Origin of the sequence: Brevundimonas sp. Leaf363 (assembly GCF_001424025.1) — a bacterium.
GTDB lineage: Bacteria > Pseudomonadota > Alphaproteobacteria > Caulobacterales > Caulobacteraceae > Brevundimonas.
This window is the reverse complement of the sequence record NZ_LMPZ01000001.1, coordinates 580,054-592,421: the sequence shown is the minus strand read 5'-3', so window position 1 is coordinate 592,421 and position 12,368 is coordinate 580,054. Positions and strand designations below refer to the sequence as shown.

12 protein-coding genes and 1 tRNA gene are annotated in these 12,368 nt (G+C 68.7%); 6 read left to right on the top strand and 7 right to left on the bottom strand.

The window, feature by feature from the left end; all coding sequences use genetic code 11:
* Positions 1-40: 40 nt before the first annotated feature.
* Complete coding sequence (locus ASG17_RS02840; RefSeq protein ID WP_056098742.1) at positions 41-892, top strand: glutamate racemase; 852 nt, start codon at positions 41-43, stop codon at positions 890-892.
* 4 nt (positions 893-896) lie between these two features.
* Here the strand turns inward: ASG17_RS02840 and ASG17_RS02835 are convergent, their stop codons facing one another.
* On the bottom strand, positions 897-1,880 hold the full coding sequence (locus ASG17_RS02835; RefSeq protein ID WP_056098740.1) for a hypothetical protein: 984 nt from the start codon (positions 1,878-1,880) through the stop codon (positions 897-899).
* Between the two features lie 214 nt (positions 1,881-2,094).
* Between ASG17_RS02835 and recA the strand changes: the two genes are divergently transcribed.
* Both recA and ASG17_RS02825 read left to right on the top strand, forming a co-directional pair.
* Positions 2,095-3,177, top strand: a complete 1,083-nt coding sequence (gene recA / locus ASG17_RS02830; RefSeq protein WP_056098738.1) for a recombinase RecA — start codon at positions 2,095-2,097, stop codon at positions 3,175-3,177.
* Positions 3,178-3,361: 184 nt separating this feature from the next.
* Positions 3,362-4,282 (top strand): IS1595 family transposase, encoded by a 921-nt coding sequence (locus tag ASG17_RS02825; protein ID WP_056098736.1) that lies wholly within the window; start codon positions 3,362-3,364, stop codon positions 4,280-4,282.
* 135 nt (positions 4,283-4,417) lie between these two features.
* Here ASG17_RS02825 and ASG17_RS15905 read toward each other — a convergent pair whose 3' ends face one another.
* The 5 genes from ASG17_RS15905 to ASG17_RS02800 form a co-directional block, all read right to left on the bottom strand.
* Positions 4,418-5,500, bottom strand: a complete 1,083-nt coding sequence (locus ASG17_RS15905) for a RelA/SpoT domain-containing protein (RefSeq protein ID WP_056098734.1) — start codon at positions 5,498-5,500, stop codon at positions 4,418-4,420.
* 367 nt (positions 5,501-5,867) lie between these two features.
* A complete protein-coding gene (locus ASG17_RS02815; protein ID WP_056098732.1) occupies positions 5,868-6,569 on the bottom strand; it encodes a 1-acyl-sn-glycerol-3-phosphate acyltransferase in 702 nt (233 codons plus the stop codon).
* Positions 6,566-7,192: a YdcF family protein gene (locus ASG17_RS02810; protein WP_056098730.1), complete on the bottom strand. Its 627-nt coding sequence runs from the start codon at positions 7,190-7,192 to the stop codon at positions 6,566-6,568. Before ASG17_RS02810 ends, ASG17_RS02815 begins: the two co-directional genes overlap by 4 nt.
* Positions 7,189-8,076, bottom strand: a complete 888-nt coding sequence (locus ASG17_RS02805) for an ABC transporter permease (protein WP_056098728.1) — start codon at positions 8,074-8,076, stop codon at positions 7,189-7,191. Before ASG17_RS02805 ends, ASG17_RS02810 begins: the two co-directional genes overlap by 4 nt.
* Positions 8,073-8,765 (bottom strand): cell division ATP-binding protein FtsE, encoded by a 693-nt coding sequence (locus ASG17_RS02800; protein WP_056098725.1) that lies wholly within the window; start codon positions 8,763-8,765, stop codon positions 8,073-8,075. Before ASG17_RS02800 ends, ASG17_RS02805 begins: the two co-directional genes overlap by 4 nt.
* A gap of 71 nt (positions 8,766-8,836) precedes the next feature.
* Between ASG17_RS02800 and ASG17_RS02795 the strand changes: the two genes are divergently transcribed.
* Positions 8,837-9,787 (top strand): zinc-ribbon domain-containing protein, encoded by a 951-nt coding sequence (locus ASG17_RS02795; protein WP_056098722.1) that lies wholly within the window; start codon positions 8,837-8,839, stop codon positions 9,785-9,787.
* Positions 9,780-10,310, top strand: coding sequence for a phosphoribosyltransferase (locus tag ASG17_RS02790; protein WP_056098720.1), 531 nt, complete (start codon positions 9,780-9,782; stop codon positions 10,308-10,310). Before ASG17_RS02795 ends, ASG17_RS02790 begins: the two co-directional genes overlap by 8 nt.
* 300 nt (positions 10,311-10,610) lie before the next feature.
* On the opposite strand, the gene ASG17_RS02785 is transcribed toward ASG17_RS02790, so the two are convergent.
* Positions 10,611-11,843, bottom strand: coding sequence for a PQQ-dependent sugar dehydrogenase (locus ASG17_RS02785; protein WP_056098718.1), 1,233 nt, complete (start codon positions 11,841-11,843; stop codon positions 10,611-10,613).
* A 189-nt stretch (positions 11,844-12,032) separates the two neighbouring features.
* Here ASG17_RS02785 and ASG17_RS02780 point away from each other — a divergent pair.
* Positions 12,033-12,109, top strand: a tRNA-Met gene (locus tag ASG17_RS02780).
* Positions 12,110-12,368 lie beyond the last annotated feature (259 nt).

Below are 12,368 nucleotides of genomic sequence, written 5' to 3'. Positions count from 1 at the left end.
GCCGTTGACCCTTCATGTAGGGCGTCTAAAGCCCCGGGCCATGGCCATAGGTGTTTTCGATAGCGGCGTGGGCGGCCTGACCGTCCATCGCGAACTGACGCAGCGGTTCCCCGAGCGCGACTTCATCTATCTGGCCGACCAGGCCAACGCCCCCTACGGCGGTCGCGGCGGCGAGGACATCGTCGAGCTGACCCGCGCCGGTTGCCAGCGACTGGCCGAGGCCGGCGCGTCGGTCATCGTTCTGGCCTGCAACACCGCCTCTGCCATCGCCCTGCGCCGCCTGCAGCAGACCTGGGCGCCCGAGATGCGCAAGACGCTGGGCCGGCCCTTCAACGTGCTGGGCATCATCGTGCCGACCATCGAGGCGGCGACCGGCCTGCCCTGGAGCTATGAGGCCGAGCGGCGCGGCGACAAGGTCGAGGCCATCGACATAACCGGCGTCTTCTGCACCGCCGCCACCGCCATCAGCCGCGTCTACGAGATCGAGATCGACAAGCGGCGCGAGGACATCGCCGTCTTCTCCGAACCCTGCCCCGGCCTGGCCGGCCTGATCGAGCTGGGCGCCACGGCCGAGGAACTGAAGGTCGTGGTCGACGAGCACGTCGACGCCCTGCGCCGCCGCATCGGCCGCCACCCGGACAAGGCGATCCTGGGATGCACCCACTATCAGATCGTCGCGCCCCTGTTCGCCGCCGCCCTGCCCGCCGGCGTCGAGCTGATCCACCAGCCCAGCGCCGTCGCGGACGCCCTGGAACGCTATTTCCAGCATCACCCGGAATACGACCTGGGCTCGACCGCCCGGCGCGACTTCCTGACCACGGGGACGCCCGGCCCGCAGTCGGACCTGGTCGCCCAGTTCTGGGGCGCCCCCCTGACGTTCCAGCCGGCCTGAAGGCCTATTGCTGGCTGACGAGGGCCTGGACGATGGCGGCGTTGTAGCTTCGGTAGGCGTCGCGCACGAGGCCTTCCCAGACCGGCAGGTTGACCACCACAGCGTCGCCCCGAGCCCGGGCCACCGCCTGATAGTTCTCGTCCACCGTGTCGGACAGCCCGGCGCCGGCCCGTACCGCTGCGGCGCCCGTGACGATCTCCGCAAACGGGGTGCTGGTGAACGCATCCGCGCGCGGGGCGAAGCCACCGGGGGTGCCGACGTTCATGCGACCCGCGGGCTTCTGGGCCGCCACGCGGGATGACGCCAGCACGCCGAAGCCGACCTGGCCGCTGGTCGAGGCCGCGCCCCCGAACATGCCGCCGCGCGCGGCCTCCATGCGCACGAAGTCCAGCTGGAGCGACGGGGCGATGAAGACCAGATCGGCCGAATCCGGCGTGCGGTTCAGCCCGTTCAGGGCGCTGATGGCGCTGATCTGGGCCAGCGAGTTGGCGGCGCCGCGCATGGTGGCGAGCGGTTGAAGCGCCGGCGCCGCGTCCGGCCCCATGGTCACCCAGCCGCGCCGGATGCTGGAGCCGATGGTGACGCCCGGCCCGATGCCGGCGACCTCCAGATTGTCCGGCAGTTCGCGAATGCCCGCCGCCTGGGTCATGGCGCGCGTCTCCTCGGCCGAGACCAGGCTCAGGCCGGCGCCCTCCATCTGGGTCCGCAGGTCGGCATAGGCTTCGTTGGTCAGCCGGCGCATGGTCGCCTGATCGACGCCCTGCAGCACCATCGCGAGACGCGCGCGCGACCCGATCGACATGACCGAGGTGGCCTGCTGCGAGGTCACGAAGTTCACATGATAGGTCGGAATGGCGAAGCGCTGGCCCCGCACGACGCCGCGATGCTGGCCCGCCATCTGGATGTTGAACGATTCCGCCAGCGCCGCCGTCCCGCAAGCCATGGCCATGGCGACGCCGAGCGTGGCCGACAGGATTGCTGTTTTCATTGAACTTTCTGCCTCTTGGCGACCATTGGTATCGTAACGCTGGTCTCGCTTCAACCGGAGGCCGTGCGACAAATTCGGACGTCTGGCGAACCGGCCCAATGAGAACATCTTGGCAACCGGAACAAACCGTGCACATAGTCCGTCTCACAGGGAGCGGGCCAAGGCGGGTCTCTCCCGTAACCAGATGGGAATCATGGCAAGGGAGAGCAGTAAGATGGCTTCGCAGGCGGCATTGAAGTTGGTGGGCAAGGAAGACGGCGACAAGCAGCGCGCCCTGGAGGCGGCGATCGCCCAGATCGATCGCGCCTTCGGCAAGGGCTCGGTCATGAAGCTGGGCAAGGCGGGCGTGGTGGCCGAGATCGAGAGCGTCTCGACCGGCTCGCTGGGTCTGGACCTGGCGCTGGGCATCGGCGGCCTGCCGGTCGGGCGGGTGATCGAGGTGTTCGGCCCCGAATCGTCGGGCAAGACGACCCTGGCCCTGCACACCGTGGCCGAGGTCCAGAAGCGGGGCGGCGTGGCCGCCTTCGTCGACGCCGAACACGCGCTGGACCCGATCTACGCCGGCAAGCTGGGCGTCAATCTGGACGACTTGCTGGTCTCCCAGCCGGACCACGGCGAACAGGCGCTGGAGATCGTCGACACCCTGGTGCGCTCGGGCGCCGTGGATATCGTGGTGATCGACTCGGTCGCCGCCCTGACGCCGCGCGCCGAGATCGAGGGCGAGATGGGCGACAGCCTTCCGGGCCTGCAGGCACGCCTGATGAGCCAGGCGCTGCGCAAGCTGACCGCCTCCATCTCCAAGTCCAAGTGCATCGTGCTGTTCATCAACCAGATCCGTCACAAGATCGGCGTGATGTACGGTTCGCCCGAGACGACCACGGGCGGCAATGCGCTGAAGTTCTACGCCTCGGTCCGCCTGGACATCCGCCGCACCGGCGCGATCAAGGACCGCGACGAGGTCACCGGCAACACGACCCGCGTGAAGGTGGTCAAGAACAAGGTCGCCCCGCCGTTCCGCGAGGTCATCTTCGACATCATGTACGGCGAGGGCATTTCCAAGCTGGGGGAGATCATCGACCTGGGCGTCAAGGCGGGGATCATCGAGAAGTCGGGCAGCTGGTTCAGCTACGACTCGACCCGCATCGGGCAAGGCCGCGAGAACGTGCGCAACTTCCTGAAGGCCAACCCGGACGTGGCGGACGCCATCGAGAAGGCTGTCCGCGCCTCCACCGGCAAGATCGCCGACGAGATGCTGGGCACGCCCGAGCCGGACGAAGGCCAGGACCTGGAGGGCTAAGGCCCCCTCGTCTCGTCACCGGACACCCTGGCGAAGGTCCCCGCGACCCGCCCACCGACCCCGCGGGGATCGGCGCCAGGGCAGCCGCCCGGTCCTCACGGATCGGGCGGCTTTCTTTTTTGGCGTCATTATACTTGACGTACCCACTTTTCCGGCTAATGTAGGTTCATCAAGGAGATGAGCCGTGTCCGCCCTGTCAGCGCCCCACTTTCACAACGAAGAGGCAGCCTACGCCTACGTTGAGGCCCGCATCTGGCCCAACGGCGCTGTTTGCCCTCACTGTGGCGGGGTTGAGCGCATCGGCAAGATGGGCGGTGCGTCGACCCGGATCGGCACCTACAAGTGCTACCAGTGCCGCAAGCCCTTCACCGTGAAGATAGGAACCATCTTCGAGGCGTCGCACGTCTCGATGCGTCTCTGGCTGCAAGCGATCTATCTGATAGCGTCCAGCAAGAAGGGTTTCTCATCGAACCAACTCCACCGGACTCTTGGCGTCACCCTCAAGACGGCGTGGTTCATGTCGCATCGCATCCGCGAGGCTATGCGGTCTGGCGACCTGTCTGCGTTCGGTGCGGATGGGGGCGTTGTCGAAGTTGATGAGACCTACATCGGCCGGGAGCCCGGCAAGCCCATTAAGCGCGCCTTCCATCACAAGATGAAGGTGCTCTCGCTGGTTGACCGATCGACTGGCCGCGTTCGTTCGATGGTCGTGGACAACATTCGCCCCGCGACGATTGCGCCTATCGTACTTGCGAACCTTCACCGCGAGGCGCGCCTTATGACCGACGAGGCCGGTCACTATTTGGCGGTCGGCCGCGAGTTCTCCGAGCATGGAGTCGTCCGTCACGGCAAGGGCGAATACGTCCTGTCGGGCGGCGTCCACACCAACACCATCGAGGGCTATTTCAGCATCTTCAAGCGCGGGATGAAGGGCGTCTATCAGCACTGCGCGAAGAAGAACCTGCACCGCTATTTGTCAGAGTTCGATTTCCGCTACACCGAGCGCGCAGCCAATGGCGTCAACGATGCTCTGCGCGCCGACAAACTGCTGTCCGGCGTCGTTGGCAAGCGTCTCACATATCGACCAGCTCACGGCCTCGCATGACCAAGAAACCAATCCCGCGAGACGACCCGGAGCAATCAAAACGCTTCGAGGAAGCGGCGCGCGAAATCGAAGCCGATGGCGGACTAAACCCCACCGAGGCTGAGACCGCCCTAGGTCGTGTAATGGACGGCGTCGCTACGCTACGGCAGCGGTGGCTTGAGGGGGACGAGGATCAGGAAAATCTCCCTTGAGAACCTTGTCCACCAAGCGCGCAAACAGCGCCGTATCTAGGAAGTAGTTCGGGTAGGCTCGCTTAAGGGCGTTGATATCCGCGACTGACACCAGCACGACTTGTCGACGGGAATCGTCCGGTATCAGGCTTTCGAGGGTCGTATACTGGCGGTTGGCTTGTTCCGACTCCTTGGCCTTGAAGCGCCAGACCGTGACGTTCCCTCGGTCCGGGTCGAGTTCAACGATGAAGTATTTGGCGTCCTTCGCCGAACCCAGCGTGTCGATTGTCGTGTTGTAGGCCCGCAGCATATCCCTCGCCCTAAGCGAGGCTGTCAGGGTTTGCAGTTCCGCTAGAAGTTGGGCCTTCGTTGACGGCGTGCCCGGCACGCAGGGGGTGCCTTCGATGGCCGATATCGCCGTGCCCATCAGAGAGAAGAACCGGAGCCAGTCCGCATCCCCCTGGTTCGACTTCAGGGCTTGTTTGGTGAAGATGCCAACCGCTTCGACTGCCGTTGCCCAAGCATGCTGGATCTGGGTGCGGACCTGTATCTCAACTCGGAGTCCCGAGTACGGAACGCCGGGACCGGTGCCGACGTATTCGTAGACGAGGTGATAAGACCGATAGCCGTCAGGCTTGGGATCGGCGATGTAATCCTTCTCGTTCCTAAAGGTGTGGCCGAACTCACGGTTCTTGTAGAGGGCCACAAGCCGGTAGACATCGGCGAGCTTGGTGAAGACGGCACGGCAGCCGGCGATGTCCTGCATTTGCGTCATGCGCATGGTGGCCTTCGCCACTAGCTTGCGATGGATCGAGTCCAACCGCTTTTCGCGTTGAGCGATGATCACCTTCCGCTCGATCCGGCGGGAGCGGTTGCGCAGCGTGATTTGAAAAGTGTTGAGAGGATATGCGTGCGACGAGCGCCAGTTATTGATGACCGTGAGGGCATCCTGCCCTTCGTCGGTTGTCACAGGGAACGCGGTTCGCGCGAGCGCCTTGCCCGCCGCGTTGACCTCTTGCGGTGTATACTGAGGGGTGGCCCAAGCCATTTCATTCTCCGCGACTCATGCAGAGATATCATGGATCACTCGGACGAGTGGGTACGCGAAGTATTATAGCGCCTCTTTTTTGGAAGGGGGCGCTGCGCGCTGCGCTATCGCGAGCGACGCGGCCGCTCGCTGCTTGAGCGCGAAGGCCTGGGCGCCATCCTTTCCGCAGGGAGAGGCTTGGGCGCTCGAAAGCCGTCGGGCGATCGGACTTGAGCGGCCCGAAGAGCGGGGCGAAGCATCAGAGGATGGGGGGTCCAGGGCCAACAGGAAGAGGCGTAACCCCTCACCCTTTCGGCCTGACCAATCGCTGCGCTCTTGGAGCCTCAAGCTCTCTCCCTTTGGGAGAGGGGCCATGGGTGATGAGGTGCTAGAGCAGCGCCTTCGACGCCGTCTCGATCCGCTCTTCCAGCGTCTTCATGAACTCGGCGCGTTTCAGACCGGCGGGGATGGGTTCCAGGAACTCGAACACCACGGTGCCGGGCAGGCGTTTGAAGCCGTGGGCGGGCCAGTGGACGCCGGAGTTGGTGGCCATGGGCCAGCAGGGGCCGGCGAGGTCGCGATACAGGGCGGCGACGCCCGGCTTGTAGTCGGGCTCGGCGCCGAGGGCGGCGCGGGTGCCTTCGGGGAAGATCAGGATCTGGCGGTCGTTGGCCAGCCGGTCGCGGGCGTTGCGGACCATGTCCTTCAGGGCCTTGGCGTGGGCGGCGCGGTCGACCGGGATCATCGCGCTCTTCCAGGCAAACCAGCCGAAGAAGGGCAGCGGCAGCAGCTCCTTCTTCATCACGAAACAGGGATCGTCCAGGAAGGTGAAGGGCGCGATGACGTCCAGCATGCCCTGGTGCTTGGACGCCACCAGGGCGGCGCCGGTCGGACGGTGCTGAAGCCCGCGCACCTCGACCCTGACCCCGGCGATCCAGCGCAGGCCGAACAGGACGCTGCGCGCCCACATGCGCACCACGACCATGGCCGCGCCCCGCGACAGCAACAGGGCGGGCGACATGCCGACCGCGAACACGAAAATCGACAGATAGAGCCAGACGACGAAGGCCAGCGAACGCACGGTGGTCATTGGGCCGGCGCCGCCTCTTCAGGCTCCAGCGCAGGCTCGCTGTGGGTCAGGCGCCGCACGCCCTCGCGGCCCAGCACCGCGAGGTACTTCACATATTCGAGCGTCATGCGCCGGGCGGTGACGGCGGCCCGCCACCAGCGCGAGTTGTCCAGCGACGGGGTCGAGACCGCGTAGGGCGTCAGCTCCAGCCCCGGCGCGGCGCTGCGGATTTCCAGCAGGGAGCGAGGCATATGATAGTCCGAAGTCACGACGATCAGGCGGCGATAGCCCTTGGCCTGGGCCCAGGCCGCGATTTCGGCGGCGTTGCCCGAGGTGTCCTCGGCTTCGAAACCCAGATCGACGCAGCAGTTGAACAGGCGGTTCGAACCGGGGGTCAGCTCGCGCAGCTCCTGCCGGCGAACCTCGCGGTTGACGCCCGAGATCAGCAGCCGCTGGCCCTTGCCGTTCTCCAGCAGGCGGACGGCGGCGTTGACCCGTTCGGCCGAGGGACCGGTCAAGGCGACGATGCCCTGGGCGCGTTCGGGCTCGACGGCCGGCGTCAGGTCCCGGACGCGCTGGGCGAAGGCGAACAGCCCGACCAGCCACATCAGGGCGACGATGGCTATGGCGGCCAGTAGCTTCATCCCCCCCTCCTATCGGCCCCTTGGGCGTCCGCCAAGCCGGAGGCCAACCCGCGCAGGGTGGCGAATCTGGCGGCCGCGAAGGCCAAGGTAACCGCGACGAGCGGACATGGCGAGAGCAGCAGAAGGTCGGCCCAGTCGACGGGCACGGCCGGACTGATCCCCTCGGATCCGCCCGCCAGCCGGGTCAGGGCGACGGCCAGGGCCGCCAGAACCGTTCCGGCCGCCGAGGCGACGGCGGCCAGACGGGCGGCCCGCGCCTGGAACAGGCCAGCGATCTGGCCGTCCGCCGCGCCGTTCAGCGACAGGGCCACGACGACGTCGCGCTGGGCCTTCAGGTCGGCGCCGACCGCATAGACGATGACGGCGCCGGCCGCCCCGGCCGTGATCAGGCAGATCAGCAGGGCCAGCGCGGTCAGACGGCCGGCGGCGGCCGAGACCTCGCCGCGCCACAGGCTGTGGTCGTCGACCGTGGCGTCCAGACCGGCCTCGGCCAGGGCGCGGCTCAGGGTCACGGCGCTGGCGGGCGCGTCGCGGTCCAAGCGCACCGTGACCAGCATGGGGATCGACAGATCGGCCAGCGCGGCCTGGCCGACCCAGGGGCGCAGCAGGTCCTCCGCCTGTGCGCGGCTCATGGCCTCCGCCTCGGCCACGCCGTCGACCCCGGCCAGGGTCTCCGCGGCGCGGGCGGCGGCGGTGGGACCGGTCTCGCCGACACGCGGGCGAACCTGCACCGTCGCCTCGGCCGACAGCCGCCCGGCCCAGCCATGGGCGGCGCGCGTCGCGGCGCCGGCGCCCACGGCGGCCAGGCAGGCGATGAAGCACAGGCCGGCGATGACGGCGCCCAGCCAGCGCTGGCCGGTCGGATCGGGACGCAGCAGAATCACGACAGCCGCCCTCCCTCGATCCGCAGCACCGCCGCGCCCGACCGATCGGCCAGGGCCCGGTCGTGGGTGGCGACGACGACGGCGACGCCCAGCCGGTTCAGCGCCTGGAACAGGCCCAGCAGCCGCTCGGCCATGGCGGCGTCGACGCTGGCGGTCGGTTCGTCGGCCAGCACCAGCTCGGGCTTGACCACCACGGCGCGCGCGATCGCCAGCCGCTGTTGTTCGCCGCCCGACAGCTGGGGCGGATAGGCCTCCATCCGCTTCGTCAGGCCGACCCAGGCCAGCATCTCTCGCACGTCGGCGGCGTAGTCCTGGCGCCCCGCCAGACGCAGCGGCAGGGCGACGTTGTCGAAGGCGGTCAGGTGATCCAGCAGGCGAAAGTCCTGGAACACCACCCCCATCCGGCGGCGCAGGGCCGGCAGGTCGCGCCGGGGCGCCTCGGTCACATCCTGGCCGAACAGGCGGATGCGGCCCTGGGTCGGGCGGGCGGTGAGGGTCAAAAGACGCAGCAGGCTGGTCTTTCCCGCACCCGACGGTCCGGTAAGGAAGTGGAAAGAGCCGGCGGGCACACTGAGGTTAACGTCCCGAAGCACGCCGGGCGCGCCCCCATACCCGAACGACACGCCAGAGAGGCGGGCGACTTCGGACACGGGAGCGGATTCGGCGGCGCGGCGGGCGGGTTCGACCATCAGTGTAATCGGGCGGCGGAGACGCCGCGGCGGGGAGAGGCTTCCGAAAGGAAGCCGCGCAGTCAGACAGCATGATACTGACCTGCCCCGCCTGCGCCACTCAATATTCCCTGCCGGACGGCTCCGTCGGTCCGATGGGCCGAAAGGTGCGCTGCCAGTCGTGCGGCGAGACCTGGCAGGCCTCGGCCGACGACACGCCGCTGGAGCTGACGACGGCGCCGGTCGCGGCGACGCCCGAACCGGCGCCCGGGATCGCCCCGGACACCCCGGCGCCCGTCCTGCCCCGCGCCTTCCGCGCGCGCGCCGAGCAGCAGCGGCGGGTGCGCCGCGCCGCCACCCACGGCGCCGTCTGGGCCGGCATGGCCAGCGCCTTCGTCGCCCTGCTGGGGGCCGCGTGGCTGATGCGCGTCGATGTGGTGGAGCTGTATCCCCGCGCGGCGGCGGCCTACGCCATGATCGGCGCGCCGGTGAACCCGGTCGGGTTGGAGTTCGAGGCCGTGGGCGCCAAGGTGGCGCCGAACGACCCGGGCAAGGTTCTGGTCTCCGGCGCCCTTCGCAACGTACGCGACAACGAGATCGTGGCCCCGGCGGTGCGCGTCGCCCTGCTGGACGCCCATGGGGCCGAGATCGGCTTCAAGATCGTGCGGATCGACGCCGCACCGGTGCTGCCGGGCAAGGTCCAGGGCTTCGCCGCCGTCATTCCCGACCCGGGCGGTCACGGCGTGGACGTGGGCGTGGCCTTCGTCAGCGCGCCGGTCCTCGCCGGCAAGGCGGCCGCCCACGACGCCCCCGCTGACCACGCCGCGCCGGCGCACGGCCAGGACGCAGCGGCGCCCACCCAGGATCATGCGGCGGCGGACCAAGCCCCCGCCCCGATGCGCGTGCCGCCCGGCGCCGAGGAAGGCGGCCTTAGGCCCGCGCTGGACGTCGGCGGGCCGCACGGGGCCGATCCGGCGCCCGTCGACGCCCGGCCGCTCGACAATCATCACGGCGAGGCTGTATCGGCCTCGCATCATGGCTGACCTCCCCAAGCCGACCATCCTTCTGCCCCAGGCCGACATCCACGCCGCCGTGCGCGACATGGCGCGCCGGATCGCGCCCGTCATCGACGACGAGACGGTGGCCGTCGTTCTGCTGACCGGCGGGCTGTGGTTCGCCGCCGACATGACGCGGGCCCTGGCGATGGAGGGCCGCCACGTCCGCTTCGACGCCCTGTGGCTGGCGTCCTACGGCGACGAGACCGAGAGCCGGGGCAAGGTCGACGTCCGCGCGCCGTTGCAGCGCGACCTGACGGGGCGGCGGGTGCTGATCCTGGACGACGTGTTCGACACCGGCCTGTCGCTGGCCGAATCGGTGCGGATCGCGCGGGAGGCCGGCGCGGCCGAGGTGCTGACCGCCGTCTTCGCCCGCAAGCCCTGGCCCCATCCCCGCGCACCCGAGCCGGACTTCGTCGGCTGGGAGGCCCCGAACCGGTTCCTGGTGGGCTATGGCCTGGACCACGCGGGGGCCTGGCGCGGCCTGCCGGACATCTGCGCGCTGGATTGAGTTTTTTGAGTGCACTTCGTGCCCTTCGGCCGGGCCGCTTCCCTTATATGCCCCGCCATCCTTGGACGTGATCCGAGGATCCGGCGTGGGTCGTGCTGACCGTCGGATGGCTGACGGCGCGGCGCTTCAGCCTGCCTCCATGGCGCACCGGACAACCTGATCCTCGGATCAAGTCCGAGGATGACGGAGGATGCGTGGACTGCGAGAATTCGAGTCCACTTCGTCCACTTCGTCCACTTCGTCCACGTCTCCTGCCGACGATCCGTTCTAGCGCCTCGCTGCGCCCGATCCGGTCGCGGCCTACCGCCCGGTCGGCGCCAACCGGACCAGTTCGCCGCTGTCGGTGACGGCCCACAGGGCGCCGTCATTGCCGACCGACACCTGGCGCACGCGCGAGCCCAGGTCGGTGAGCAGGCGCTCTTCGCCCACCACCTTGTCGTCCTTGAGCACAAGACGGGCGATGTGTTCGCCGCGCAGGCCGGCGACGAACAGGTCGCCCTTCCACTCGGGCACCAGATCGGCGCCGTAATACGCCAGACCGCCCGTCGCGATCACCGGGTCCCAGTAATAGACCGGCTGTTCCGTGCCCTCGCGCTGGCGCACCCAGGCGCCGGGCTGGCCGCTGTATTCGATGCCGTAGGCCACGTTGGGCCAGCCGTAGTTCAGGCCCGCGCGGTCCAGGTTCAGTTCGTCGCCGCCGCGCGTGCCGTGCTCGACCGTCCAGGTGCGGCCCCGATCGTCGATGGCGACGCCCTGGACGTTGCGGTGGCCCAGGCTCCAGATCTCCGGCAGGGCGCCGGCGCGGCCGACGAAGGGGTTGTCGGCGGGGACCGACCCGTCCGCGTTGATGCGGATGGTCTTGCCCATGTGCGAGCCCAAGTCCTGCGCCTGCGGACGCATCGGCGCATCCGAGCGCTCGCCCAGAGTGATGAACAAGTGGCCGGCCGGGTCGAAGGCCAGGCGCGAGCCGAAATGCTTGTCGCCGTCATAGGTCGGCAAGGCGCGGAATATCACCTGAACGTCGCCGATGGCGCGACCGTCCGACGACAGCCGGCCGCGCGCGACCGAGGTGGCGTTGCCGCCCTGACGCGGCTCCGAATAGCTCCAGTAGACCAGGCGGTCCTGGGCGAAGGCGGGGCTGATCGCCACGTCCAGCAGGCCGCCCTGCCCCTTCGCGTCCACGGGCGGCAGGCCGGTGATGGGTTCGCCGATCTCGCCGGCGGCGGTGACGATGCGCAGCGCGCCGCCCTTTTCCGTGACCAGCCAGCGGCCGTCCGGCAGCGGCTCCAGTCCCCACGGGTTGTCCAGCGCAGCGGTGACCACGCGGTGCTGCAGCGCCACGCTGGTCGTCACCGACGGCGCGCGGGTCTGGCCGGCGAAGGCGGGTTGCTGGGCCGGATCTTCCGGCGGGCGGGTCTCCAGCGGGGCGCCGGTCGGCATCGCCTCGGCCTGCGGCTCGCCGTTGGCGCAGGACGCGGTCAGGGCGAAGAGGGCGGCCGAGGCCACGGCGACAAGAGGACGGGTGGGGCGCATGAAACTCTCCGCAGCGATGCAGTGTGGAATGGACCCGGTCGAGCCGCGTTCCGCAAGGCGCTGATCGGCCGCACCCTCGCGCGAAGGGCATGCTGTTCAAGGCGCGACTTGAACCCCGGGGGCGACAGCGATATAGGCACGCTCCTTCCGCGTTCCGGCCTTGGCCGGAGGCGTCGATGCGAGCGTCTGGGCTGGGTAGCTCAGATGGTTAGAGCGGTGGATTCATAACCCACAGGTCGGCGGTTCGATCCCGCCTCCAGCCACCAGACGCCGCATTGCGATTCGCGCCGGACCGCCAGGTCGCGGCGCCCTTCGCCCCTCGATTTGCAGCACAGGACGCGCCCCGGCGACGCGGTCGGCCACGGCGACTGACGGCCGAACGACGGCCGAACGCCGTAGGCACGTCGCTAGATTCTGCGGCCGGAATCGTAGGTACGTTTCTACCTTGTGACGCCTCCGCAACAGCCGGACGGCCATCTGGGCCGAAAGGCGTGTCGACCCCTGGAAAACGCCGCGAAGCCGCTT